Genomic DNA, 24,885 nt, shown 5'->3' on the forward strand with positions numbered 1-24,885 from the left:
GGACGTGCATCCACGACGATACGCACCGGAACCGGCGCGCTTGACGGGTTCGCCGCCCTGTGCCCGGTTTGCGGGAGTCGGCTTCAGGCGCCGGGCTGCTCGCCGGCCCCGGGCGCGGCGCCGCCGTCCTCGGGTGAGCGGCGCGCGAGCACTTCGAAGGCGCTGGGCTCGTTGTAGGCCGTCGACAGCAGCGGAACCGCCGCCATGCGCACGTCGAAGTCCGACAGCGCCCGCCGGTAGGCGCCCGGGCCGTCCCATTCGGTGACCACGGTCCACAGCTGCGGATCGTCGGCGGCCCGCCCGATGCGCGATCCGCGGAATCCGGGGCGCCGGGACATCGCCTCGACGGCGGCCTCGGCGTCGGCGAGGAACGCGTCCTCCCCGCCGGAGGCGACGGTGTAGCGGGTGATCACGATCACGGGCCCATCCTCTCACCCGCCGGGCGCGCGGGACCGATCGCGCGGGCCGCGCCGTGCGGGCCCGCACGGCGCGCGGCGCGGCGCTCAGTCCGCACCGAAGACCCGGTCCGCGATCCGCGCGGCGGCGCTGCCGTCGTCCAGCGGGCAGAACTTCCCGGTGAAGGCCGAATACGCGTCACGGTAGGACGCACCGACCTCGTCGACGTTCACCAATGCGTCGATGACGTCGTCGGAGTGCGACAGCAGCGGCCCGGGCGCCGTCTCCTCGAAGTCGAAGTAGAAGCCGCGCAGGTTGTCGCGGTAGCTCTCGATGTCGTAGGTGAAGAACAGCATCGGGCGGCCGGTGTTGGCGAAGTCGAACATCATCGACGAGTAGTCGGTGATCAGCACGTCGGTGATCAGGAACAGCTCCATGATCTCCGGGTACAGCGACACGTCGTAGACGAAGTCGCGCCCCACGATCGGCACGCTGTCGACGACCCGCGGGTGGCGGCGCACCAGCAGCACGTGGTCGTCGCCGAGCTTCTCGTACATCCGCTGCAGGTCCAGGTGCAGATCCAGCTTGTGCTTGCCGCGGGTGTAGTACTTGTCGTCGCGCCACGTGGGTGCGTACAGCACCACCTTCTTGCCCTCGGGCAGGCCCAGGCGGCGGCGGGTGCGCTCGGCGATCTCGTCGCGCCGCGGCGAGAAGAAGATGTCGTTGCGCGGGTAGCCCGTCTCCAGGATCTCGCCCTCGAAGCGGAACGCGCGCCGCAGGATCGGGGTGGCCCACGGACTCGGCGAGACCAGGTAGTCCCACTGCCGGGTCTCCCAGGCCAGCTTCTCGTGGTAGTCGCGGGACTTGCCGCGGATGTTCTCGATGTCGAAGCCGATGCGCTTGAGCATCGATCCGTGCCAGGTCTGCACGACGACCTGGCCGGGGCGGCGGGTGAACCACGACGGCTGGCGGGAATTGGTCACCAGGTAGGAGCTGCGGGCCAGCGCCTCGTAGTAGTCGCGGCCGCTGTAGCGCACCGGGGCCAGGTCGTCGGGCAACGTCACCTGGCCGTCCTTGACCAGCCACGACATCGGGGAGTCGGCCCAGCCTCCGCGCGAGCGCAGTTCGGCGTAGATGCTGTGCGGGCTGTCGGAGAACTGGCGGCCGGTGTAGCTGTCGAAGAGGACTCCGGGCTCCAGCGGCTCCTCGCGCAGCACCGGGTAGACCGTGTCGCGCAGGCGCTGCTGGGCGTAGGTTCCCTTCTCCTCGGCACGCAGATCGCTGCCCACGCGGAGTACGGGGGTCTCGCTGCCGGTGTCCTCGAACGCATAGGTCCGCTCGGGGGTCTCCATGCGCAGCGGCAGGCGGCGCAGCAGATCAGCGTCGACCTCGGCGCCGATGTCGGTGGCCGGGCAGTCGCCGCGGCGCACCCGCGCCCACAGCTGGTAACTGCCCGCCGACAGCGGCAGCGTGCCCGAGAGCGTGGGGATGTCGGCGGGGGCGAACACGGCGCGGAAGGAGTCGCCGTCGCGCGTCAGCGACACGGAGTGCTCCTCGTCGCGCCCCAGCGCCTTGAACACCAGCTCGGCACCGGCGTGAGCGGAATAGGAGCCCTCCAGCACCAGATTGCGCCCCGACCACGACACGTCGCGCACCACGGGGTGGGCCCATCCGCCGCGCAGACGCAGGTAGCCGGTACTGGTGCGCTGCACGGCGACCTCGTGGTAGCCGTCCACGGCCGCGTAGGCGGCCGACTCGACGTCGTCGGGCACCACCACCGATGCGGTTCGGCCGTCGGGGGCCGCCAGCTCGGTCTCCCACGTCTCCTGGCGCAGCATGCGGGTGCCCTCGTCGACCGCGTTGTCGATCAGGTCGCCGACGGGCACCCGCGCGAAGAAGCGCGCCCCGTCGACGTCGAGGGGGTACTCCAGCCGCGCGGTCCCCGGAGAACGGGTCAGCCGCAAGTAGCGGGTCTCGGCCGCGGGCGGGGCGACGAACTCGCCGCCCAGCACCAGCTCCGGGCCGGGCCCGGAGCGGCTGAGGCGGTGCTCGGACAGCCGGGCCTGCACCGGCGCGACCGCGATGGACAGGCGGTCGCCGCTGTCCCAGGACGGGCGCACCCACACGTCGTCGGCGATCTCTCGGTAGGGCGGGCGCTCCGGCGGTCCGCTGACGGGGTTGCCCACGATGCGGCGGCGCAGCAGCCCGCGGTTGATCACCACCAGCTCCAGCTGCCAGCGGGACTCCCGCTGCCCGCGGCCGCGCAGCCGGGCCGGGTCGACGGTGATCTCGAAGCCGCCGTAGTCGTGCCGGGCGGCGGTGGGCACGTCGGGCAGCAGGTACTCGCCTGCGCGGCGCACCTTGACGGGCACGGCGATGCGCCGCCCCGTTCCGGTGTCGACCGCGAAAGCGAACACCTGCTGCTGCCAGCGGCGGGCGGCGCGCAGGTGCACGATCCCCACCCGGCCGGAGACCACCAGCCGCCCGTCGCGCCACTCGACGGACTCGGTCTTCTGCCGGACCTTGAGCTCGCTGTCGGCGCGGTATACGTCGCGGGGAACACCCGCGCCGGCGTCCTCGAAGAAGGGGTAGCGGATGTAGTAATGCAAGCCGCGGCGGACGACCGGCGTCTTCTTGAGCTCGACGCTCTTCTGGAACACGACGGTCTCCAGCAGGCGCTCCTCCTGGCGCTTGCGCACCAGGAAGTAGTTCAGCCGGTGCAGCGGCGCGAGGCCGTCCAGGACCTCGCGCGAGACCGTGTCCAGGTAGGCGTTGGCCAGATCGAGGAAGCGCCCGCGGGCGTCGTCGTCGGCGTCGTCCAGGCGCAGCAGGATCGACCGCAGGTCGCTGCGCAGCGCGCGGCTGTCCCACAGGTCGCGGTCGGAGCCGGTGAGCGCATCGGAGAGCGCGGCGAGCGCGGCGATCCGCCGGGCCAGAGCGGGGGCTGCGCTGAAGTCGTCGCCGCCGGCGCGGTCGCGTGCCAGGTGGACGGGGGCCTCCAGGACGTCCGTTCCGCGGGCGGCGAAGTACGCCCGCACCACGTCCAGGTCGGTGTCGCGGTCGGCCCCCGCGGGGGCGAAGCCGCCGGCGGGCAGGCGGTCCCAGAACGTCCGCCGCCACAGCTTGTTGCCGTGGAACCGGTCGACGAGCAGAGCCGGCAGCGCGTGCGGGTCCGTCGCGGTGCGCGTATCGCCGAAGACGCTGCGGTGGGCGGAGGAGGGGCGCGATCCCAGCTCGTTGAACCGGTAGATGTCGCCGGTGGCGAGGTCGGAGCCGGACTCGTCGAGGCTGCCGCCCAGGTAGGACAGGGCGTAGCTGCTCAGCATGTCGCCGCCGCGCAGGAACAGCAGGTAGTCCCCCGAGGACGCGGCGGCGCCCAGCGACCGGGCCGCGCGGTGGGAATCGGCGGTCTCCGCCGACAGCGACACCGCCGACCCGGCGGGCGGGTCGGCGGCGAACTCGCGGGCGGCGGCCAGCCCTTCGGAGCGGACGGTGTCGACCGCCTCGTCGCTGTCCTCCTCGGGCGACTCCTGCGACTCTTCGGCGTCGGCCCGGGTTTGGCCGTCGGCCCCGTCGGGATCGTCGGGATCGATGTCGACGCCCGCCGAAGCGGGATCAGCGCCGCCGGTCTCCGCGTCGCCGTCGGCGGGGCCGGTGCGAGGCGCCACGGGTACAAGGACGACTTCGACGTCGTCGTGGCGCTGATCCTGGCGCGCCAGAGAATCGAAACTGTCGTGCAGATGCGGCTCGGTGACGTCGAAAGTCACGATCACACTGAACTTCGGCACGGAAAAGATATCTCCCGACGTGTCTGCTACGGAGCACGAAGATCGGACGGCGGGGGATCGCGGTGGCGTCGGAACGACAACCTAGGTCACCGCGAGTAAGCGACCGGTAAACCTCCGACACTGCCACAGGAACCCGCACGAGTCGGCCGCCGCCCCTCGACCGGGAACGGAGCCGCTGCGGCCGCCCACCGCCTTCTCCGCAGGCCTCCAGGGTCTCCCCCGCCCTGGCTGTGCACCACCGTGTCTATCGTCGGCAGCTTGGATTTCGCTGTGAACGCACAGAGCAGCACGTGACACGGGCGCGCGGCGCGGAGCGAGGAGCCTTCCCGCTCGACGGCGGCTCCGCCCCGGCGAACAGAATAGCGCCATCGGGCGGGCCGCCGCACGACCGGGCACACGGCACCGCTCGTGGTCGTCCGCCGAGCGCGGGGAGTCCGTGCGGCGGCAGGCTGTGCGCGACGCGTCTCCGGCGGGCGGGTGCTCGCTCGCAGCGCGAACTGCGCGCCGTTACCGCAGTCTTCGGAGGCAACGGATCGTGAGCGGTGCCCCGGAGGTGCCGTCCCCACCGTTGAGGGCGGCGAGTCCCCGGGCCTAAGCTTCCGGAGCAGGAGCCTCCGCGGCGGGGCGCGGAGGCGGAACGGGCGGAGGAGACGGTGTCGGCCGAAAGCGATAGGCGGCGAACGGGCCGGTCCGCCGGCCACGACGGCGCGGCGGGGGCCTCGCGGCCGCTGCCGCAGGGAGACACGTTCTACACACCGGGTGCCGGGCGGGTGCGCCGGGAGATCGAGCGGCGCAGCGCGGTCGCGCTGGTGTGGCTGCACAATGCGCCGGGCCTGCTGCTGCCGGCGACGGTCGGCGCGGTCCTCATCGCGGGCCTGGTGGTGTCGGGCGTGATCGGCGCCGCACTGCTGGTCCTGCTCGCCGCCTTCTTCGGGTGGCTGGCGTTTCTGGCCTGGCCGCGCCTGCGCAGCGGCGAACGGGCGATGCGCGTCGTGGCGGTCGGGGTGCTGCTCGGGCTGGGGCTGCTGCAGAGCGGCGTGTTCTGACGCGGGGCGCCGGCGGCCTCCCGCCCCGCCGGTACCGCTTTCACCCAATTTTGACAATCGTTTTCGTTTTCGCGATACTCGGAACGTGTCCACCGCTACCACCGGCACGGCGCCGGCCCCCGCCGTCCGCGTGGCCGACGCCGCCGTCGCCTACGACAACGCGGCCGTCCTCAGCGGGGTGAGCCTCGACGTCCCCGCCGGCGAGACCGTGGCCGTCCTCGGCTCCAACGGCTCGGGCAAATCCACGCTGATGCGCGCCATGCTGGGCCTGGTGCCGCTGTCCGCCGGAAGCGTCGAACTGCACGGCACGCCGCTGCACCGCTTCCGCGAGTGGGGCCGGATCGGCTACGTGCCCCAGCGCCTGTCGGCCGGAGGCGGCGTTCCCGCCACCGTGCGCGAAGTCGTGGCCTCCGGTCAGGTCGTCCGGCGCCGGCGGCTGCACCGCGCCACCGCCGGCGAGCGCGCCGCCGTGGACGAAGCGCTCGCAGCCGTCGACCTCGCCGACCGCGCGCGCGACTCCGTGCACGAGCTCTCCGGGGGCCAGCAGCAGCGGGTGCTCATCGCCCGCGCGCTGGCGGCGCGCCCCGACACCTTCTTCATGGACGAGCCCATGGCCGGCGTCGACGCCGCCAGCCAGCGCGCGCTCGCCCGCACCGTCACCCGACTGAGCGGCCAGGGCGCCACCGTCGTACTCGTGCTGCACGAGCTCGGCCCGCTGGAGCCGCTGATCGGCCGCAGCGTCGTGCTCTCCGGCGGGGGGATCGTGCACGACGGGCCCCCGCCCCGCCCCGAAGGCGAGTGCGCGCGCCCCGGGCACGAGCACGTCCACCCGCACGCCGATCCCGACCCCGCCTCGGGCGCCCTTCCCGACATCGAGGTGCCCCGCCGTGACTGAGATGCTCCAACTGGACTTCATGCGCCGGGCCCTGCTGGCCGCCGTTCTGGTGGGCATGGTCGCACCGGTCATCGGCACGTTCCTGGTGCAGCGCCGGTTGGCGCTGCTGGGCGACGGCATCGGCCACGTGGCGCTCACGGGCGTCGCTCTGGGGTTCCTCACCAGCACCTCCCCGGTCGTCACCGCGGCGATCGTCTCCGCGATCGGCGCCGGACTGATCGAGCTCGTCCGGGTGCGCGCGCGCACCAGCGGCGACGTCGCCCTGGCCCTGCTGTTCTACGGCGGCATCGCCGGTGGCGTGCTGCTGATCGGGCTGGCCCCGGGCACCACGACCGCCACCCTGACCGCCTACCTGTTCGGCTCCGTCAGCACCGTCAGCAGCGGCGACATCGCGATGGTGGCGGTGCTGGCGGTGCTGGTGCTGGGCACCGTGGGCTACTTCGGCCGCGAGCTGTTCGTGCTGTGCCAGGACGAGGAGACGGCCCGCGCCCACGGCCTCCCGGTGCGCATGCTGAGCCTGGTCATCGCGGTCACGGCGGCCCTGACGGTCGTCCTGGCGATGCGGGTGGTGGGCGTGCTGCTGGTCAGCGCACTGATGGTGGTGCCGGTGGCCGCGGCGCAACAGCTCAGCCGCAGTTTCCGCGTGACCCTCGCACTGGCGGTGGCGATCGGGGTCGCCGCGGCGCTGGGCGGCCTGTCCACCGCCTTCTACGCCGACGTCGCACCCGGAGCGGCCATCGTGCTGCTGGCCCTGGGCGTGTTCGCGGCGGCCGTAGCGGCGGGCTATCTGCTGCGCAGCGCGCGGGGCGCTGCGCGCGGGCCCCGCGGCACCGCAGGAACACCCGCTGCGGGTACGATTCCCCAGACCGAGCAGGGGGGCATTACGTCATGAGTACACGACGCGAGACAGTTCGCCAGGCCCTCAACGAGAGCACCGGGTTCCGCAGCGCCCAGGACCTGTACGCGGACCTGCGCTCGGAGGGCTCCAAGATCGGCCTGACCACGGTATACCGGGCGTTGCAGACCCTCAGCGACTCCGGCGAGATCGACGTGCTGCGCACCGACGACGGCGAAGCCGTCTACCGCGCCTGCATCACCGACACCCATCACCACCATCTGGTCTGCCGCGGTTGCGGCAAGGCCGTCGAGGTCGAAGGGCCGCAGGTGGAACGCTGGGCCGAGACCGTGGGCACGCAGCACGGATTCACCGGCATCACGCACACCGTCGAGGTGTTCGGTACCTGCGCGGCGTGCGCCACCGCCTGAAAAGCCGCCGGGGATCCGGCCGCGCACGGCGGGGCGGCTCAGTTCCCGGGGCCGGCCGGCTGCAGCGGTTCCAGCTCGGGGCGCTTGGGTTCGATCCCGTCTCCCGAGGAACGCCCGGTCAGCCGCCGCCCGATCCACGGCACCAGGTGCTCCCGGGCCCACACCAGGTCCTCCCGGCGGGCGGACCGCCACGGCCGCGGGGTTGCGGCGGGCCAGGGTTCGCGCCAGTCGGCGGGCGTGTCCGCACCGAGGACCTCGCAGACCCGCAGCGCGATTCGGCGGTGCCCCTCGGCCGAGAGGTGCAGCCGGTCGCGGCTCCAGGCCTGGCGGTCGCGCAGCACGTGCATGCCCCACAGGTCCACCACGTCGCAGCCGTAGTCGTCGGCGACCGCCCGCACGTGCATGTTGTAGGTGGCCACTTTGCCGCGCAGGTGGCGCATGACCGGCTGGAAGCCGGTGTCCATGCCGGTGAAGACCACGATGCGCGCGCCGGTGGCGGCCAGTTTGCGGATCGCGGTTTCGAAGATCCGCGCCGTGGCGTCGGGGTCCGCACCGGGGCGGATGATGTCGTTTCCGCCGGCGCAGAAGGTGACCAGGTCCGGTTGCAGCTCGACGGCCCGCGGCACTTGGTGCCCGGTGACCTGCCGGATGAGTTTCCCGCGCACGGCCAGGTTGGCGTAGCGCACCTCGTCGCGATCCGCGGCGAGATGCTCGGCCAGCCGGTCGGCCCAGCCCCGGTACCGCACGGGCCCGGTGCCGTCGGTCTCACAACAGGGGTCGTCCAGACCTTCGGTGAAGCTGTCGCCCACGGCGACGTAGGAGATGATGTCGCTCCCGCTGGCAAACCCGCTCATGCTTCCCGATGATGCACCCGCCACCTCGGGTTACGCGACAGTAGGTTCGGGGTTGAGCGGCCTCTGTTGCGACTGTCACGGTCGACCGCCCGCCCCCGGTGCGGGCCCCGGACCGGTTCCGGCCGGCGCGCTACCGCGGCGGCTCGGCGGAGCGGTGCGGCGTCAGGTACTGCAGGTCCGGGCGTTTGGCGGAGACGTGGTCACCGGAGGACCGCCCGGTCAGGCGCCTGCCGATCCAGGGAACCAGGTGCTCGCGGGCCCACTGCGCGTCGGCGCGGCGCGCGGTGCGGCGGTCGGCCGGCGGCACGGGCGGCCACGGGGCGTCACCGTCGTCCTCGACCGGGAGCCCCAGGATCGCGCAGACCTTCAGCGCGAGCCTGCGGTGGCCCTCGGGGGACATGTGCAACCGGTCGGCGTCCCAGGCGCGCGTGTCGGTCAGCGTGTCCATCGACCACTGGTCGACCAAGTAGCAGCCGTAGTGGTCGGCGATGGCGCGCACGTTGAGGTAGTACCGCGCGAACGTGCCGATACGCAGGCGCATGAAGCCGCCGCTGACGTTGACGCCGGTGAACAGCACGACATCGGACCCCGTGTCCCGGAGCCGGCGCACCGCCTGCTCCAGTACCCGGGCGAGCCGGTCGGGGTCGCCGCCGGGCCGAAGCAGGTCGTTGCCGCCCGCGGAGAGCGTCACGAGATCCGGGGCCATCTCGACGGCCCGGGGCAGCTGGTCGCCGACGATCTGGTTCATCAGTTTGCCGCGCACGGCCAGGTTGGCGTAGCGCAGCCCGGGGACCCGGCCGGCCAGGCGCTCGGCGACGCGGTCGGCCCATCCGCGGTAGCGGGGCGCACCGCCGGTCCGCTCGGTCGGGTAGGGATCGCCCACGCCTTCGGTGAAGCTGTCGCCCAGCGCGACGAAGTCGAGTGCGGGACGCCCGGTGTCCAGCAGGCTCACCGCGCCTCCTCGGTGTCCGGTCCGGCGTCCCGCTCGCCGGTCGCCGGACCGGGTTCGACCGGGTTGGGCACGGCCCCGCCGTAGCGGCGGTCGCGGCTGGCGTAGATCTCGCAGGCGTGCCAGAAGTGCCGCCGGTCGAAGTCGGGCCAGAGGGTGTCCAGGAAGACCATCTCGGCATAGGCCGACTGCCACAGCAGGAAGTTGGACGTGCGCTGCTCGCCGGAGGAACGCAGGAACAGATCGACGTCGGGCAGCTCGGGCTCGTCGAGGTGTTCGGCCAGCGTCGCCTCGGTGATGCGCTCCGGGTTGATCCTGCCCTCGGCGGCCTTGCGGGCGATGGCGGCGGCGGCGTCGGCGATCTCGGCCCGGCCGCCGTAGTTGACGCAGAACTGCAGGGTCAGCGCGGTGTTGTCCTTGGTCATCTCCTCGGCGTCCTCCAGCTCGGAGATGACGCTCTTCCACAGCCGCCCGCGCTTGCCGGCCCAGCGGACCCGCACCCCCATGGCGTGCAGCTCGTCGCGGCGGCGGCGGATCACCTCGCGGTTGAAGCCCATGAGGAAGCGGACCTCGTCGGGCGAGCGCTTCCAGTTCTCGGTGGAGAAGGCGTAGGACGACAGGCAGTCCACCCCCAGCTCCACGGCGCCCTCGACGACGTCGAACAGGGAGGTCTCACCGGCCCGGTGGCCCTCGGTGCGGGCCAGGCCGCGGTCCTTGGCCCAGCGGCCGTTGCCGTCCATGACGATGGCCACGTGGCGCGGGATCAGCTCCCGGGGCAGCTCCGGAGGCCGGGCCCCGCTGGCGTGGGGGTCGGGCGGGCGGTAGGCCCGGCTGGAGGAGGACAGGTTGAACAGGCTCAAGAGCGCTCCACAAGACGCAGCGATCGGATTGCGTTCTCCAGGTGCCACTGGAGGTAGGCGGCCACCAGCCCGCTGCACTCGTTGCGGTGGCGGTCCTCACTGGCGTCGGCCGTGGGCCAGTCGCCGCCGAGCAGGGCCAGCATCAGCTGCAGGGTCGCTGCAGCGGGGTGGGAGGCGCCGTGGGGGCGGCACACCGAGCACACCGACCCCCCGGCGTGCACGGCGAAGGCGCGGTGGCCCCCGGGCGTGCCGCAGCGGGCGCACTCCTGCAGGGCGGGCGCGTATCCGGCCACGGCCAGCGACCGCAGCAGGTAGGCGTCCAGCACCAGGCGGGAGTCGTGGGTGCCCTCGCCCAGGGTACGCAGCCCGCCGATGAGCAGCAGGAACTGGCGCAGCTGGGGGTCGTTCTCGACGGAGACGACCTTCTCGGCGGTTTCCAGCATGGCGGTGGCCGCGGTGTAGCGCGAGTAGTCGTCGACGATGGACCCGCCGTAGGCGCGCAGGGTCTCGGCCTGGGTGATGACGTCGAGCGTGCGGCCGGTGTAGAGCTGCAGGTCGACGTGGCTGAAGGGTTCCAGCCGGGCGCCGAATCGGGACTTGGTGCGCCGCACTCCCTTGCCCACCGCGCGCACCAGGCCGGTGCGCCGGGTCAGCAGGGTGACGATGCGGTCGGCCTCGCCCAGCTTCTGGGTGCGCAGGACGACTCCCTCGTCACGGTAAAGGCTCACTCCCCCATTGTCGCGGATCGGCGCCGCCGACGCGCACGCCGACCCCGGCGGCCCGCCGCATCACTCCTGCGGGCGGTGATGCCGCGGGCGTCGGGTCCTCCGTCGAATGGACAACGAGGGCGAATCACAACCCACACTCCCCTTCTGTCTCGATTTGCCCTATGATCACGCGCGAGTAACGAAAGATCCCGACCCGAACGGGGGCTCGACGCCATGGCACGCGGACGACGAGGACATCGCAGAAGAAGCGGGCGCCGGGAACGCGAACGGTCCTCACTAGCGAAGCCGGCAGCGCGTCGCGGCGGCCGGCCCCCACGCACGCTCGTCGGAGCGCTGGCGGCGGTCCCGGCGGGCCTGGGACTGGCCGCGGTGCTGCTCGCGGCCGCGGGCCCGCCCTCGGCCAACCCCCTCACCCCGGGCTCGCAGTCCGATTCCGGCTCTTCCCCCGGAGCCGACGACGCCCTGCCGCCGGCCGCCGACGACTTCTTCGACACCCCGCAGAGCGGGCCGCCCGCCGACGGCGGCCAGGGCGCCGGCGACGGCGGCGGCGGAGCGCAGCCCGGCGATCCGCCCGAGGCGCCCGAGGCGCCCGACCCGGTGGTCGAGGACGACACCACGGTCGGTCCCTCCCCCGCGTCGGAGGAGGACGCCCCGGACGAGGAGGGCGCCGAGGCCGGCGACGGCGGGCAGAATGACGGGTCCGGCGGGGCGTCCGCCGGCTCCTCCGGCGACGGCGCCCAGGTCTCCGCGCTCGCCCGGGAGGTCGTGGAACTGGCCGACGAAGAGCGTGCCGCGGTCGGCTGCGATCCGCTGCGCACGGACCCCGAGCTGACCGAGGCCTCCAAGGCTCATACCCGGGACATGGCCGAACGCGATTACATGGCCCACGAAAGCCCCGAAGGCAAAGGGCCGGCCGAGCGCGCGCAGGAGGCCGGCTACGACTCCTGGTCCGGTGAGAACGTCGCCGCGGGCCACACCTCGGCCGCGTCGGTGATGGAGGGCTGGATGGACAGCCCCGGACACCGCAAGAACATCCTCGACTGCGACAACACCGAGGTGGGGGTCGCCGAGACCGACACCAAGTGGGCGCAGAACTTCGGTACCGGATGAGGTGTCCGGGCCGGCCCCGCCCACGCAGGGGGCCGGCCCGGACACCGGCCGGCGCTGCCTGCGCCCGGATACGGGAGTATCGGAGGAGTATGGGCCGCACCGCGGACGGCGACGGTCCGCGCCTGCCGGGCGCCGCCGGCGGCGCCGGCGCCGCCGCGTTGGCACTGGCCTCGCCGGCCCTGGCCGCATGGGCGTGGAACGCCGACGTCGCCGATCCGGTGCTGCACCGGATGTACCTGGTGGCGTGGGCCGCGGGCGGGCCGCTGTCCGCCGTTTCCTGCTCGGTCCGCGCGCTGGGCCGGAGACCGCGACTGTCGGCCGATCTGGACCTGTTCTACGCCGCCTGCCTCGCCGGCAGCGCGGTAGGCACCACCGCCTGGAGCCGGCTGGGAGCGGACTGGTGGATCGAGCACTGGTGGGCGTCGCCGATCAGTGCGGTCCTGGCGGTGGCGGCGTTCAGCCGCAATCGCCGGGCCCGCTACGGCGCGGGCGTACCCGGCGGCACCGGTCCCCCGCACCGCTGAGGCCGCCCGCGGGCGGGCCCGCCGGTTCCCACCGGGCCCGCCCGCTGCGGATCACTCGCCGGCGTCCTCGGCGGCCGCGTCGGCCTGGGCGACGCCGATGGCGCTGCACACCGCCTTCAGCGAAGCGGTGGTGATGTTGTGGTGGATGCCCACGCCCCACACGGTGCGCCCGTCGATCTCGGCCTCGACGTAGGCGGCGGCGCGCGCGTCGCTGCCCACGTCCAGCGAGTGCTCGACGTAGTCCAGTACCCGGACCTTGGTGTCGACGTCGGTCAGCGCGTCGCAGAACGCCGAGATCGGGCCCTGGCCGGCGCCGGCGATCTCGCGGATCTCGCCCTGCACCCGGACGTCGGCGCTGATGCGGTAGCCGCCGTCCTCGACGCTCTCGGAGCGGTGCGCCAGCACGCCCACCGGGCCGTCCTCGTTCAGGTACGTGCGGGTGAAGATCTCCCAGATCCGTTCGCCGTCGACCTCGCCGCCGTCGGTATCGGTGAACTCCTGGATCTTGTGGGAGAACTCGATCTGCAGGCGGCGCGGCGGATCCAGAGCGTGGTCGCGGTGCAGGATGTAGGAGATCCCGCCCTTGCCGGACTGGCTGTTGACCCGGATGACGGCCTCGTAGTTGCGGCCCACGTCCTTGGGGTCGATGGGCAGGTACGGCACGTGCCAGCGGTAGTCCGACACCGGCGTTCCCGACTGGGCGGCGTCCTCCTCCAGGGCGTTGAGGCCCTTCTTGATGGCGTCCTGGTGGGACCCGGAGAAGGCGGTGTAGACCAGGTCGCCGCCGTAGGGGTGGCGCGGGGCCACGGGCATCTGGGTGCAGTATTCGACGATGCGCCGGACGGTGTCGATGTCGGAGAAGTCGATCATGGGGTCGACGCCCTGGCTGAACAGGTTCATGCCCAGGGTGACCAGGTCCACGTTGCCGGTGCGCTCGCCGTGGCCGAACAGGCAGCCCTCGACGCGGTCGGCGCCGGCCATCACGCCCAGCTCGGCCGCGGCCATGCCGGTACCGCGGTCGTTGTGGGGGTGCACCGACAGGCACACGTGCTCGCGCCGGGTCAGGTTCCGGCTCATCCATTCGATCTGGTCGGCGTAGACGTTGGGGGTGGCGCGCTCGACCGTGGCCGGCAGGTTGAGGATGATCTCGCGGCCGGGACCGGGCTGCCAGACGTCCATGACGCCTTCGCAGACCTCCAGTGCGAAGTCCAGTTCGGTGTCGATGAAGATCTCGGGCGAGTACTGGTAGCCGACGTATGCGGAGTCGCCCAGGTAGTGGTCGATGTTGTCCATGACCGCGCGGGTGCCGTCGACGGCGATGGCCTTGCAGGCGTCGCGGTCCACGCCGAAGACGACGCGGCGGAACTCCGGAGCCGTGGCGTTGTACAGGTGCACGCTGCAGCGCTGGGCGCCGACCAGGCTCTGCACCGTGCGCTCGATCAGGTCCGGCCGACCCTGGGTCAGCACGGAGATCTGCACGTCGTCGGGGATCAGGTCGCCCTCGATGAGGCTGCGGACGAAGTCGAAGTCGGTCTGGCTGGCGGCGGGGAAGCCGACCTCGATCTCCTTGTAGCCCATGCGGACCAGCAGGGCGAAGATCTCGTGCTTGCGCTCGGGATCCATCGGCTCGATCAGCGCCTGGTTTCCGTCGCGCAGGTCCGTCGACAGCCAGCGCGGGGCGGCGGTGACGGTCGCGGACGGCCAGGTGCGGTCGGGCAGATCGACCGCGGGGAAGGGGCGGTAGCGGTGGAACGGCATACCACTGGGTTGCTGCTGCGGCACCATGGAAAAGCTCCTCGGAACGAATGCGCCGAGCGTCTCGCCGATGAAGAGAGTAGTGGGAGACGGGCGGCTGCTCGCGGTCAGCGGCCGACTGTGAACACGTCGAAGACCCGCGGCGAGGGAGTCGACCGGTTCAGCGACCCCCGCCGCGGCCGCTAAGGAGGAGCAGCTCGCGCAGCATAGTGTTCGCCACCGTAGCAGAGGCCCGGACGCAGACGCGGCACCGCGGGGCCGAATCGGCACCGGTACTGCCGCCCCGTAGACCGCCCCCAATCCTCTGAACAGGAACGATTCCCGGATCTTCGGATGCGGATCCGACGAGTGGATTCCGCTGTCCGCGCCGGCCCCAGCCTGCGCGATCCGCCCCTGCGCAGGGGCGGATCGGGTAGGCGCGTGGACGGGACGCCGCCCGCCGGCGGTGGCCTCCTGGTCGAGCGGTGCGTGTGCGGTGCGGTGCCGTCGGCCCGTCCCGGCCCCGCACCGCCGGTTCAGGCGGTGGCTCCGGGCAGCGGCTCGAATTCCGCGACGGCGTCGAGGGCCGGCCCGTGGGGCGTGTTGGCCTCGCGTTCGATCATGACCTCGACGAGCACCGGGCGCGAGGTCCGCCGGGCCTCGTTGCGCGCCCAGTCGATGGCGCCGCGGACGTCGCCGGGCCGGGTGACGCGGTGCCCGGCGCAGCCGTAGGCCTCCATGATCTTGACGTTGTCGGTGCCGTACTCGTCGTAGTGGATGTCGACCTGGTAGTTCATGCCGTAGGGGATCTCGGCCTGGCGGATCAGTCCGAGGTATTCGTTGTTGAGCATGATCAGCACGAACGGCACCTCGTACTGTGCGGCGACGGCCAGCTCCTCGACGGTGTACTGGAAGCTGTAGTCGCCGACGACACCGACCACCTCGGCGCCGGGGTCGGTGCGCTTGAGCGCCGTGCGGACGCCGACGGCCGCGGGGATCTCCCAGCCCAGCGGGCCCGCCTGGCCGCAGACCTGGTAATGGCGGGGCCGGCGGGCCTTCTGGTGCTGGCCTCCCCAGATCTGGTAGAGCCCGATCGCGGTGACGAAGTAGGCCTCGGGGCCGAACGCCTCGTTGATCTCCTTGTAGACGCGCGGCGCCTTGATCGGGACGGAGTCGAAGTCCTCCCGCCGGCCCAGTTCGGCCTTGAGCCTGCCGACCCGGCGCGTCCACGCGTGGAGGTCGCGGGCGGGGCCGCGGCGGGCGGCGCACTCGGCCAGCGCCGTGAGGAACTCCCCGGCGCCGGAGACCACGCCCAGGTCGGGTTCGAAGACCTTGCCGATCTGGGTGGGCTCGATGTCGACGTGGATGAACCGCCGGTCGCCTCGGTAGACGTCGAGCCGACCGGTGTGGCGGTCGCCGAAGCGCGCGCCTACCGCCAGCACCAGGTCCGATTCGAGGAACGACGCGTTTCCGTAGCGCTGCGACGTCTGCACTCCGGCCATCCCGGCGTACAGCGGACTGTCCTCGTCGAAGGCGCCCTTGCCCATCAGCGTGGTCTGCACGGGCACGTTCAGGGCCTCGGCGGCCTCGCGCAGGGCGCCGGCGGCCTCGGCGATGACGACGCCGCCGCCGGCCAGGATCAGCGGCCGCTCGGCCTCCAGCAGCATGTCCAGGGCCCGCTCGACCCGCGGCGGGTGCGGCAGGACGGGATGGACCGGCAGCGGCGCGTCGATGGCGGGGTCGTATTCGATCCGCTCCTGGGCGATGTCCAGGGGAAGGTCCACGAGGACCGGGCCCGGACGCCCTTCGCGGGCCGCACGGAAGGCTTCGCGGAAGATCCACGGAGCCTGGCCGGCCTCCTTGAGTTGGACTGACCATTTGGTCACGGGTGCGGCGACCTCGACGATGTCGACCGCTTGGAAGGCTTCCTGATGCAGCTTGGTCGAGACGTTCTGGCCGGTGATGCACACCATCGGGACGGAATCGGCCATGGCGGTGTACAGACCGGTGATCATGTTGGTTCCGGCGGGACCCGAGGTGCCGATCGCCACCCCGACGCCGCCGTTGGTGCGCGCCCAGCCGTCGGCCATGTGCGTGGCGCCCTCTTCGTGGCGGACGGTCAGGTGCTCGATCCCGCCCACCTCCTCCAGCGCCTTGTAGAGCGGCAGGATCGCCGCCCCCGGGCAGCCGAACGCCGTGTCGACCCCCTCGGACTTGAGGACCTCGACCACGGCGTTCATCGCGGGCATCTGTACCATCTTCGCCGAACCCTTCGTTGCCAGTCGGGTTTGCGCGGCCGCCGGCGGAGGATGCGGGCGGGTCGACGCCGCGTCGCGGTCGCATCGCGACGGGCGCCGGCCGTCCGTCGGCGGCCGCCGTTTCACTTCTGCTCGGTGGCGATCCGGTCGAGGAGCGCGAGCAGCGCGGAGTGGTCGAGGCCGCCGTGGCCTTGAGCCTTCAGCGCGCCGATGAACTGCGCCACCAGCGCCCCCGTCGGGACGGGCACGCCCGCCTCGCGAGCGGCGGCGGTGACGATGCCCATGTCCTTGTCGTGCAGCCCGATGCGGAATCCCGGTTCGAATCGGCGGTGGCGCATCGCCTCGCCCTTGCGGGTGAGCACGGTGCTTCCGGCAAGACCGCCGTTGAGGACGCGCAGGCCCGCCTCGGTGTCGACCCCGTGGGCCTCCAGGAACACCAGCGCTTCGGCGACGAGCTGGATGTTGCCGGCGACGATGAGCTGGTTGGCGGCCTTGACGGTCTGCCCCGCCCCCGCGGGGCCGACCGGCACGGCGGTGCCCAGCGGGGCGAACACGTCGGCGGCGGCGTGGAAGTCGGCGGAGTCCCCGCCGACCATGATGGACAGCACGCCCTCGACCGCACCGGTCTCACCGCCGCTGACGGGCGCGTCGAGCACCCGCAGGCCGCGGATGCGCCCCTCCTCGGCGACGGTGCGCGCGGTGTCGGGGCGGATCGTGCTCATGTCGATCACCAGGGTTCCGGAGGCAGCGCTGTCGAATACGCCGCCGGTGGCGAACATGGCCTCGTCGACGTCGGGCGAGTCGGGGACCATGGTGATGACGACGCCGGCGCCGTCGACGGCCTCGGCGAGCGAGGACGCGGCGGTGCCGCCCTTTCCGGCGAAGCGGTCGGTCTGCTGAGGGGCGCGGTCGTAGCCGCGCACGGTGAATCCGGCGGAGACCAGGTTGGCGGCCATGGGCAGACCCATGATGCCGAGCCCGATGAAAGCGACCGTCGGTGACTGGGGCATGGCGTTTCCCTCCTCAAGGGCGGTGGTTCGCGGGGGTGCGGGGTTCGCCGGGGGTGTGCGCCCGCGGTCGGGCGGCGGCCCGGCCCGTTCGGAGCGGGGCGGGGCCGGACGGGCCACGGGGCACCGGATGCGGGCGCACGGCGAGGCGGGCGGAAGCGGCGGACGGCGCGGGGCGACCCGGCCGGACTCAGCCGGGAGGACGGGAGGACGGGGCTGCGGTGCAGCCGGTATGCGGCGCGGACGGAGGAGACGGAGCGGAGGGGTGCAGCCGGAGGTCAGCCGCGCAGCCAGGCGAAACTGTCGGCGGTGGCACCGGTGGGCTTGTACTCCAGCCCCACATGGCCGGCGTAGCCGCCCTCCTGCGCGGCGGCGAGCAGATCCGTCAGGGGCAGCTGCCCGCTGCCCGGCTCGCCGCGTCCGGGGGCGTCGGCGATCTGGACGTGGCCGAACTCGGCGGCGTGGTCGCGCACGACGGCCGCCACGTCGTCTCCGTTGACCGCCAGGTGGTAGAAGTCGGCCAGCAGTGCGACGCGGGCGGCGCCGGCCTTCGCTGCGGCGGCGACGAACGCGCGGCCGTCGGCGGCGGTGATCAGGGGGTAGTCAGCGGATCCGCTGATCGGCTCGATGAGCACGGTGCCGCCGACCGGCTCCAGCGCCTCGGCGGCGGCCAGGGTGTTCTCCATGGCGGTCTCGTCGTGCTCGGCGGGGTCGACGCCCTCCTGGCGCAGGCCGTAGAGCGCGTTGAACGCCGTGGTGCCGGTGCGCGCGGCGATCCCGGCGACGACGTCGAGGTTGTCGCGGACCTCCCGGACCCGGTCGGGGTGGGAGAGGACGCCGCGGTCGGGGCCGGGCAGCCGGCCGGCGAACAGGTTCAGGCCGGTGAGGCGGACGCCGGCGTCCTCGACGGCGGCGACGAACGCGTCGACCTCGGCGTCGCCGGGTGCGGCACTCTCGAACGGCCACCAGAACTCGACGGCGTCGAATCCGGCTCCGCGTGCGGCGGCGGGGCGCCGGTGCAGCGGAAGCTCGGTGAACATCAGCGAGCAGTTGACGGTGTAGGGCAGCGAGTGGCTCATGGCTCGCCTCCTGGAGAGGACGGACGGAACGGGCGGTTCGGTGCGGAGGTGCACCGGTCCGGACGCGACCGGACCGGTCCGACGGGACGACCGGTGTCAGGGGCGGCGGGATCGGGGCGCGGCCGGCGCGGCTGCCGACCGGCCCGAGCGGCTGGCTGAAACTGCGGGGCGGAGTCCGTGCACACACCCGCCCCTGAATTCCGTTATTCGGAATCCTTCTTTCACTTGAAGGAATAACGTGAGTTTGCGCCACGCCGCGAGGGTTGTCAACCACCCCTGTGCGGTTGTGTGCAGCGATCCGCGTATCCGCTCAGCACCGGAGATCCCGCACCGCAGCCGCCCGCAGCCGCCGGAAACCGAGCCTCTTCCCCGACGAGAACGAATCCGGGATACAGAAAAAAGATTCCGCGATGGGGAATGACCTTCGGTCCTCTGGCGGCCCGCGATGCACACCGGGTCTTCGCCCGCACACCTCCGGGCACCGCGGTGGCGAATCCGGCGGGCCCGACCCGGGAACGTGTCCCGCATGGCACGGGCCCGACCCCGGCGGCCCGCAGGCCGGCGCAGGAGGCGCGATGTGCGGCAGCGCCGCCGCATACGGCTACGCGAGACGCTGACCGACGCTCCGAAGACCCGGCGGCCGGTAGCACGGTGCCCGCGTGCCGGCCCTCTTCCTGCCATGGCGTCCGGATGCCGCCCCGGGGCCGCAGCGCACCGGGGGGCCGCAGCGGCGGCGCGGCCGTCCCCGCCGGCGCCGGAGGGGGTGCGTACCGCCCGTTCATCGCGCATCCGCCTTCTGTATAGCGGACGTCGACTTCTACAATTCGAAAACGACACCAGTCGGCGGACGCCGGCGCACCGGGCGCCGCGGTCGCCGGGTACGAGGATGGGAGCAGCTGACGTGGCTACCTCGCAGGCGGCGGCCGACGCCGACCCCGGCCCCCGGACGCGCGCGGGCGGCGTGCAATCCCTGGATCGCGCGTTCTCCCTGCTGGAGATCATGGTCGAGGCCGGCGGGGAGGTCTCGCTGAGCGAACTCGCCGACTCCTCGGGGCTCCCCTTGCCCACGATCCACCGGATCATTCGCACTCTGCTGGCCAACGGCTACGTTCGCCAGCTCCCGTCGCGGCGCTACGCGCTGGGGCCGCGGCTGATCGGTCTCGGCGACAGCGCTTCGCGGATGCTGGGCACCTGGGCGCGGCCGCACCTGAGCCACCTCGTCGACGAGCTGGGCGAGACCGCCAATCTCGCGATGCTCGACGGGGACAAGGTCGTCTATGTCGCTCAGGCCCCTTCCCAGCACGCGATGCGGATGTTCACCGAGGTCGGCCGGCGCGTGCCGGCGCACTCGGCGGGGGTGGGCAAGGCGCTCCTGGCCCAGCTGCCGGAGAAGGCGGCCATGGCGGCCCTGAGCAGGACCGGTATGCCCGCCGCAACCGACCGCACCATCACCGGGACCGAGACGTTCCAGGCCGAGATGAGCCGCATCCGCGAGCAGGGCTATGCCATAGACGACGGCGAGCAGGAGGTCGGCGTGCGCTGCCTGGCGGTGCCCGTGCTGGGCGGCCCGGCGATGATGGCGGTGTCGATCTCGGGACCGGAGGCCCGGATGAGCTGGGACCTCGTCGCCCGCGCCGCTCCGATCGTGCGCCGCACCGCCGTCCAACTGGCCGGCGATCTCGAACACCGGGATTAGGCACCGCCGTGCTGCGGCGCGCGGTGCGCCGCAGAGCGCCCGGCGGGAGGCCCCTCCGAAACGCGCAGGGAACGGGCCGCGACCTGTGCGGCGGCCCCGACCACGTGGCTCCCGGAGGGTGCCGCGGTGCGGGGCGCCGGCCTCACGTCTGCTGGTCGAACCCGAGCCGGCGCAGCTGCTTGGGATCGCGCTGCCAGTCCTTGGCCACCCGCACCCGCAGATCGAGGTAGACCTTGGTACCCAGCAGCGCCTCGATATGGCGGCGGGCGACCGATCCCACCTCGCGCAGCCGCGCCCCCTTGGCCCCGATCACGATCGCTTTCTGGCTGGGCCGCTCGACGTACAGCGAGGCGTAGACGTCGATCATCTCGCGGCCGTCGCGGGTCTCCTCGCGCGGCACCATCTCCTCGACCACGACCGCGATCGAGTGCGGCAGCTCGTCGCGGACCCCCTCCAGGGAGGCTTCGCGGACGAGCTCGGCCACCAGCATCTCTTCGGGCTCGTCGGTGAGGTCTTCGTACGGGTAGAGCGGCGGCCCCTCCGGCAGGTGCCCGCACAGCACGCCGACGGCGGTGTCGACCTGGAACCCGGTCTCGGCCGAGACGGGCACGACGTCGGCCCAGTCGCCCAGTTGCTCCACCGCCACGAGCTGCTCGGCCACGCCGGCCCGGTCGGTGCGGTCGGTCTTGGTGACCAGCGCGACCACCGGGGTGTCGCGCTGCGCCGCCAACTCCCGGGCGATGTAGGTGTCGCCGCGCCCGATCGGTTCGTCGGCGGGCACGCAGAAGCCGATCACGTCGACCTCGACCAGGGTTGAGCGCACCAGACTGTCCAGCCGCTCCCCCAGCAGCGTGCGCGGCTTGTGCAGCCCGGGGGTGTCCACGATGATCAGCTGCGATTCGTCGCGCTGCACGATCCCGCGGACGGTGCGCCGGGTGGTCTGGGGCTGGGTACTGGTGATGGCCACCTTCTGGCCCACCAGCGCGTTCATCAGGGTCGACTTGCCCACGTTGGGGCGGCCGACGAAGCAGGCGAAGCCGCTGCGGAAGCCCTCCGGGTAGGAGGGCATCGCCAGCGGGGTCCGCAGCTTCTCCAGGTCGAGGTCGTCCATCTCTCCAGTCTCGTCTGCTCCCGCGGCGTTCGCTACCGCCGCGGCATCGGGTGCTCGCGCTCAGGCGCGCAGGGCTGCGGCGGGCGTGCCGTCGGGGCCGGCCAGCACCACCAGCGGTGTCTTCATGTCGGCCGCGACCGCCCGGTCGGTGTCGGCGGCGCCGGACGCCGCGGTGACCACGGCCGCCGCCTCCAGGGTCACGGCTTCGCTGGAGACCGCAGCGGCGACGGCGGCCTGCAGCGCCGTCAGCTTCAGCGACGCCAGCTCCACCGTCGCCGCGGTGTAGGTGCGCCCGGTCTCGTCGCGCACGGCCGCGCCCTCGGCGGCCCCGGTGCGGGCGCGGGTGGCGCGCGCCAGCGTGACCAGCTTCTCGTCCTCGGGGTCGAGCTGCTCGGGTGCCGAACTCTCGGTCACGGTCGCCTTCCTTCCAGCGGGTTCGTCTTCCGGCCCGGTCGCGGCAGCGCGCGGGCGCTCGGGGCGGATCCGGCGCCGCAGCGGGCTCGGCGCGGGTTACGCTCCGCCCGCATCAGCGGGCTCCAGCGCCTCGACCAGGACCGTGGCGGTCTGATTGCGGCGTCCCACCGTGTCCTCGGCGGTCAGCCGCAACCCAGCGTATTCGGCTCGGGAGCCGGTGATGGGCACGCGCCCCAGCGCGTAGGCGAGCAGCCCGCCGACCGTCTCCACGTCGGCGACGTCCAGCTCGGTGCCGAACAGCTCCGCCAGCTCGCCCAGCGGCAGGCGGGCGGTGACGCGGGCGCGGCGCTCGTCCAGGCGCTCGATCGGCGGAACCTCGTCGTCGTATTCGTCGGTGATCTCGCCGACGATCTCCTCGACGATGTCCTCGATGGTGACCAGCCCCGCCGTCCCGCCGTACTCGTCGATCACCACGGCCACGTGGATGCGACGCTGCTGCATGTCGCGCAGCAGCTCGTCGATGGGCTTGGAGTCGGGCACATAGGACGCCGTGCGCATCACGTCGCCCACGGTCTCGGCCTTGGCCTCGCCGTCGGGCTCACCGCCGTTGGTCCAGTCCCGGCGCGCCCGGGACACGACGTCCTTGAGGTAGACGATGCCGATGACGTCGTCCTCGTCCTCGCCCAGGACCGGGATGCGGGAGAACCCGCTGCGCAGTGCCAGGGAGAGGCCGTCGTCCAGCGGCGCGTCGCGCTCGACGAACACGATGTCGGTGCGCGGCACCATGACCTCGCGCACCGACGTGTCGTCGAGCTTGAACACCGAGTGGATCATCTCCCGCTCCTCGGCGTCGATCACGTGGCCGCGCTCGGCCAGGTCGACCAGGCGGCGCAGCTCACTCTCGCTGGTGAACGGGCCGCTGCGGTCGCCGATGTGGCGCGGGGTCAGCGATCGGCCCATCCGGACCAGCACCCGCGACACCGGGGCCAGCAGCCAGGCGAGCGGCACGACGGCGTTGACGCCGGCCGCGGCCACCGACGGAGCGAACTGGCGACCCAGGATGCGGGGCGTGACCCCGACGAACACGTAGTCGACGACGATCATCACCGCGACGGTGCAGACGGCGGCGGCCCACCCGGCCCCCAGCCAGCCGATGAAACCCGCCGCCAGGGACACCGTCGCCACCACTTCGCAGGCCACACGCAGCAGCAGCACCGTGTTGAGGTGCTCGGCCGGCTCGGCTTGGACCCGGCGCAGGCGCCGGGCGGAGGGGCTGTCGTCGCCCGGCTCGGGCTGGATGCCCCCGCTGCGGGTGACCGCGACCTCGGCGCTCACGAAGAACGCCGCGGCCAGCACGAACAACGCAGCGGACGGGAACGCGTAGGCAGGGGCGAACGGGGCGGCGGCCGCCGCCAGGTGCCCCCCGTCCGCGACCGCCGCCGGCACCGGGCCCGCCGAACCGGCGCTCATCGGGCGGTGTCTTCTCTCTCGTGCGGGCGGCCGCCGGCCGCCCCTTCAGCGGAACGCCACCCCGAGAGCAGCTCGCCCTGCAGGCCGAACATCTCCTTGTGCTCGTCGGGTTCGGCGTGGTCGTAGCCCAGCAGATGCAGGATGCCGTGCGTGCACAGCAGGTCGATCTCCTCCTGGGTGCTGTGGCCGGCCTTCTCCGCCTGGCGCGCCGCCACTTGCGGGCAGATGATCACGTCGCCCAGCACGCCGGGTTCGGAAGGGCGGTCGTCCTGCCCGCCGGGGCGCAGTTCGTCCATCGGGAACGACAGCACGTCGGTGGGGCCGGGCTCGTCCATCCACCGCACGTGCAGCTCGGTCATCGGCTCCTCGTCGACGAGGACGATGGACAGTTCGGCCAACGGGTGGACCCGCATCCCGTCCAGGACGTAGCGGGCCAGTCGGGACAGCCGCTCCTCGTCAGCGGGAAGGCCCGACTCGTTGGCGACGTCAATACTCATTGCTCAGCGCGCCTTCGTCTCGTGCTCGGTGTCGGGGGCGCGGCGCGGGGACGCCGGCCGCCCCCGGCGCGCGGCGCGCCGGGGGCGGCCGGTCCGCGGCCGTGCCATCGGCTACGTGCCGGTGCCGCGGCCGGAGCGGGAACCCCCCGACCTGCCGCGCCCGCCCTGGGAGCCGTTCTGCTGCTGCTTGTCGTATCGGCCATAGGCTTCGACGATGGCGCTGACCAGCTTGTTGCGAACTACATCGGTGCTGGTCAGACGGCAGAAGCCGATATCGTCGATGCCCTGCAGGATGTTCTCGATGGTGCGCAGCCCGCTCGTGGTGCCGTCGGGCAGGTCGACCTGGGTGACATCACCGGTGACCACCATCTTGGAGCCGAAGCCCAAGCGGGTCAGGAACATCTTCATCTGCTCGGGCGAGGTGTTCTGCGCCTCGTCGAGGATGATGAACGAGTCGTTGAGGGACCGCCCGCGCATATAGGCCAGCGGCGCGACCTCGATCGTGCCCGCCGACATCAGCTTGGGGATGGACTCCGGCGCCAGCATGTCGTGCAGCGCATCGTAGAGCGGGCGCAGGTAGGGGTCGATCTTCTCGTAGAGCGATCCCGGCAGATACCCCAGCCGCTCGCCCGCCTCGACCGCGGGCCGGGTCAGGATGATCCGGTTGACCTGCTTGTTCTGCAGGGCTTTGACCGCCTTGGCCATGGCCAGATAGGTCTTTCCGGTACCGGCCGGACCGATGCCGAACACCACGGTGTGGCGGTCGATGGCGTCGACGTAGCGCTTCTGGTTGAGGGTCTTGGGCCGGATGGTGCGCCCGCGCGAGGAGAGGATGTCGTGGGTGAGTACCTCGGCGGGCCGTTCCTCGCCGCCCTCGGAAGAACGCAGCATGCCCAGGGTGCGGTCGATGGCGTCGGGCGTGACCACGGTGCCGTTCTTGACGAGTTCGAGCAGCTCCTCGATCAGCCGCACCACCACCGAGGTCTCCTCGGGGCTGCCGCTGATGGTGATCTCGTTGCCGCGAACGTGGATGTCGCTGTCGAACGAGCGCTCGACGGTATGGAGCAGCTCGTCTCCGGAGCCCAGCAGATGGACCATCATGTGCTCCTCGGGCACGACGATCTTCACCTGGTGGGTGCTCTGTTGTGTTGAGTCGACCATGATGTGGCCTTGCGGCCGTCTCGCCCCTGCCTCTCGCGGTCC

General features: G+C 72.4%; 22 protein-coding genes. 7 read left to right on the top strand and 15 right to left on the bottom strand.

Annotated elements, in window-relative coordinates:
• Positions 1 to 83: 83 nt before the first annotated feature.
• Positions 84 to 419, bottom strand: a complete 336-nt coding sequence (locus HNR25_RS04395; RefSeq protein ID WP_184633444.1) for an antibiotic biosynthesis monooxygenase family protein — start codon at positions 417 to 419, stop codon at positions 84 to 86.
• 84 nt (positions 420 to 503) lie between these two features.
• On the bottom strand, positions 504 to 4,184 hold the full coding sequence (locus HNR25_RS04400; RefSeq protein WP_184633445.1) for a CDP-glycerol glycerophosphotransferase family protein: 3,681 nt from the start codon (positions 4,182 to 4,184) through the stop codon (positions 504 to 506).
• Positions 4,185 to 4,837: 653 nt separating this feature from the next.
• Between HNR25_RS04400 and HNR25_RS04405 the strand changes: the two genes are divergently transcribed.
• From HNR25_RS04405 to HNR25_RS04420, 4 genes are all read left to right on the top strand, one after another.
• On the top strand, positions 4,838 to 5,230 hold the full coding sequence (locus tag HNR25_RS04405; RefSeq protein ID WP_312862353.1) for a DUF6703 family protein: 393 nt from the start codon (positions 4,838 to 4,840) through the stop codon (positions 5,228 to 5,230).
• 85 nt (positions 5,231 to 5,315) lie between these two features.
• On the top strand, positions 5,316 to 6,125 hold the full coding sequence (locus HNR25_RS04410) for a metal ABC transporter ATP-binding protein (RefSeq protein WP_184633446.1): 810 nt from the start codon (positions 5,316 to 5,318) through the stop codon (positions 6,123 to 6,125).
• Positions 6,118 to 7,017 carry a metal ABC transporter permease gene (locus HNR25_RS04415; RefSeq protein ID WP_184633447.1) on the top strand — a complete coding sequence of 300 codons (900 nt, stop codon included), beginning with the start codon at positions 6,118 to 6,120 and terminating at the stop codon, positions 7,015 to 7,017. Before HNR25_RS04410 ends, HNR25_RS04415 begins: the two co-directional genes overlap by 8 nt.
• Positions 7,014 to 7,391: a Fur family transcriptional regulator gene (locus tag HNR25_RS04420; protein WP_184633448.1), complete on the top strand. Its 378-nt coding sequence runs from the start codon at positions 7,014 to 7,016 to the stop codon at positions 7,389 to 7,391. Before HNR25_RS04415 ends, HNR25_RS04420 begins: the two co-directional genes overlap by 4 nt.
• A gap of 38 nt (positions 7,392 to 7,429) precedes the next feature.
• Here the strand turns inward: HNR25_RS04420 and HNR25_RS04425 are convergent, their stop codons facing one another.
• The 4 genes from HNR25_RS04425 to recO all read right to left on the bottom strand — a co-directional run bounded on the left by HNR25_RS04425 (position 7,430) and on the right by recO (position 10,782).
• Complete coding sequence (locus HNR25_RS04425; protein WP_184633449.1) at positions 7,430 to 8,245, bottom strand: SGNH/GDSL hydrolase family protein; 816 nt, start codon at positions 8,243 to 8,245, stop codon at positions 7,430 to 7,432.
• Positions 8,246 to 8,375: 130 nt separating this feature from the next.
• On the bottom strand, positions 8,376 to 9,197 hold the full coding sequence (locus HNR25_RS04430) for an SGNH/GDSL hydrolase family protein (RefSeq protein ID WP_184633450.1): 822 nt from the start codon (positions 9,195 to 9,197) through the stop codon (positions 8,376 to 8,378).
• Positions 9,194 to 10,054, bottom strand: a complete 861-nt coding sequence (locus tag HNR25_RS04435; RefSeq protein WP_184633451.1) for an isoprenyl transferase — start codon at positions 10,052 to 10,054, stop codon at positions 9,194 to 9,196. Before HNR25_RS04435 ends, HNR25_RS04430 begins: the two co-directional genes overlap by 4 nt.
• The gene (gene recO, locus HNR25_RS04440; RefSeq protein WP_184633452.1) at positions 10,051 to 10,782 is read right to left on the bottom strand and encodes a DNA repair protein RecO; all 732 of its coding nucleotides are present in this window, start codon (positions 10,780 to 10,782) and stop codon (positions 10,051 to 10,053) included. The genes HNR25_RS04435 and recO overlap by 4 nt, the downstream gene beginning before the upstream one ends.
• A 369-nt stretch (positions 10,783 to 11,151) precedes the next feature.
• Here recO and HNR25_RS04445 point away from each other — a divergent pair, with 369 nt between their 5' ends.
• Positions 11,152 to 11,892 (top strand): CAP domain-containing protein, encoded by a 741-nt coding sequence (locus HNR25_RS04445; protein ID WP_312862354.1) that lies wholly within the window; start codon positions 11,152 to 11,154, stop codon positions 11,890 to 11,892.
• Between the two features lie 89 nt (positions 11,893 to 11,981).
• On the top strand, positions 11,982 to 12,416 hold the full coding sequence (locus HNR25_RS04450; protein WP_184633454.1) for a hypothetical protein: 435 nt from the start codon (positions 11,982 to 11,984) through the stop codon (positions 12,414 to 12,416).
• A 51-nt stretch (positions 12,417 to 12,467) separates the two neighbouring features.
• On the opposite strand, the gene leuA is transcribed toward HNR25_RS04450, so the two are convergent.
• From leuA to HNR25_RS04470, 4 genes are all read right to left on the bottom strand, one after another.
• Positions 12,468 to 14,201, bottom strand: a complete 1,734-nt coding sequence (leuA, locus tag HNR25_RS04455; protein ID WP_184633455.1) for a 2-isopropylmalate synthase — start codon at positions 14,199 to 14,201, stop codon at positions 12,468 to 12,470.
• A 485-nt stretch (positions 14,202 to 14,686) separates the two neighbouring features.
• Entirely contained in the window at positions 14,687 to 16,408 is a 1,722-nt protein-coding gene (gcl, locus tag HNR25_RS04460) for a glyoxylate carboligase (protein WP_184633456.1), read from the bottom strand.
• A 122-nt stretch (positions 16,409 to 16,530) separates the two neighbouring features.
• Positions 16,531 to 17,418, bottom strand: coding sequence for an NAD(P)-dependent oxidoreductase (locus HNR25_RS04465; protein ID WP_184633457.1), 888 nt, complete (start codon positions 17,416 to 17,418; stop codon positions 16,531 to 16,533).
• Between the two features lie 275 nt (positions 17,419 to 17,693).
• Positions 17,694 to 18,494 (bottom strand): hydroxypyruvate isomerase family protein, encoded by an 801-nt coding sequence (locus HNR25_RS04470; RefSeq protein ID WP_184633458.1) that lies wholly within the window; start codon positions 18,492 to 18,494, stop codon positions 17,694 to 17,696.
• A 961-nt stretch (positions 18,495 to 19,455) separates the two neighbouring features.
• Between HNR25_RS04470 and HNR25_RS04475 the strand changes: the two genes are divergently transcribed.
• Positions 19,456 to 20,190 (top strand): IclR family transcriptional regulator, encoded by a 735-nt coding sequence (locus HNR25_RS04475; RefSeq protein ID WP_312862709.1) that lies wholly within the window; start codon positions 19,456 to 19,458, stop codon positions 20,188 to 20,190.
• A gap of 142 nt (positions 20,191 to 20,332) precedes the next feature.
• On the opposite strand, the gene era is transcribed toward HNR25_RS04475, so the two are convergent.
• The 5 genes from era to HNR25_RS04500 form a co-directional block, all read right to left on the bottom strand.
• Entirely contained in the window at positions 20,333 to 21,301 is a 969-nt protein-coding gene (era, locus tag HNR25_RS04480; RefSeq protein WP_184633460.1) for a GTPase Era, read from the bottom strand.
• 60 nt (positions 21,302 to 21,361) lie between these two features.
• A complete protein-coding gene (locus tag HNR25_RS04485; RefSeq protein ID WP_184633461.1) occupies positions 21,362 to 21,715 on the bottom strand; it encodes a cytidine deaminase-like protein in 354 nt (117 codons plus the stop codon).
• 96 nt (positions 21,716 to 21,811) lie between these two features.
• Positions 21,812 to 23,185, bottom strand: a complete 1,374-nt coding sequence (locus HNR25_RS04490; protein WP_184633462.1) for a hemolysin family protein — start codon at positions 23,183 to 23,185, stop codon at positions 21,812 to 21,814.
• Complete coding sequence (gene ybeY / locus HNR25_RS04495; protein WP_184633463.1) at positions 23,182 to 23,682, bottom strand: rRNA maturation RNase YbeY; 501 nt, start codon at positions 23,680 to 23,682, stop codon at positions 23,182 to 23,184. Before ybeY ends, HNR25_RS04490 begins: the two co-directional genes overlap by 4 nt.
• 111 nt (positions 23,683 to 23,793) lie before the next feature.
• On the bottom strand, positions 23,794 to 24,843 hold the full coding sequence (locus HNR25_RS04500) for a PhoH family protein (protein ID WP_184633464.1): 1,050 nt from the start codon (positions 24,841 to 24,843) through the stop codon (positions 23,794 to 23,796).
• Positions 24,844 to 24,885 lie beyond the last annotated feature (42 nt).

It is taken from the genome of Streptomonospora salina, from assembly GCF_014204715.1.
In the GTDB taxonomy this organism is placed as follows: domain Bacteria; phylum Actinomycetota; class Actinomycetes; order Streptosporangiales; family Streptosporangiaceae; genus Streptomonospora; species Streptomonospora salina.

What these genes read in the sequence shown, in the direction of transcription:
- HNR25_RS04420 (WP_184633448.1), top strand. Translation starts at nt 7,014, where the DNA reads ATGAGTACACGACGCGAGACAGTTCGCCAGGCCCTCAACGAGAGCACC.
- HNR25_RS04425 (WP_184633449.1), bottom strand. Translation starts at nt 8,245, where the DNA reads ATGAGCGGGTTTGCCAGCGGGAGCGACATCATCTCCTACGTCGCCGTG.
- HNR25_RS04450 (WP_184633454.1), top strand. Translation starts at nt 11,982, where the DNA reads ATGGGCCGCACCGCGGACGGCGACGGTCCGCGCCTGCCGGGCGCCGCC.
- leuA (WP_184633455.1), bottom strand. Translation starts at nt 14,201, where the DNA reads ATGGTGCCGCAGCAGCAACCCAGTGGTATGCCGTTCCACCGCTACCGC.
- gcl (WP_184633456.1), bottom strand. Translation starts at nt 16,408, where the DNA reads ATGGTACAGATGCCCGCGATGAACGCCGTGGTCGAGGTCCTCAAGTCC.
- HNR25_RS04465 (WP_184633457.1), bottom strand. Translation starts at nt 17,418, where the DNA reads ATGCCCCAGTCACCGACGGTCGCTTTCATCGGGCTCGGCATCATGGGT.
- HNR25_RS04470 (WP_184633458.1), bottom strand. Translation starts at nt 18,494, where the DNA reads ATGAGCCACTCGCTGCCCTACACCGTCAACTGCTCGCTGATGTTCACC.
- era (WP_184633460.1), bottom strand. Translation starts at nt 21,301, where the DNA reads ATGGACGACCTCGACCTGGAGAAGCTGCGGACCCCGCTGGCGATGCCC.
- HNR25_RS04490 (WP_184633462.1), bottom strand. Translation starts at nt 23,185, where the DNA reads ATGAGCGCCGGTTCGGCGGGCCCGGTGCCGGCGGCGGTCGCGGACGGG.
- ybeY (WP_184633463.1), bottom strand. Translation starts at nt 23,682, where the DNA reads ATGAGTATTGACGTCGCCAACGAGTCGGGCCTTCCCGCTGACGAGGAG.
- HNR25_RS04500 (WP_184633464.1), bottom strand. Translation starts at nt 24,843, where the DNA reads ATGGTCGACTCAACACAACAGAGCACCCACCAGGTGAAGATCGTCGTG.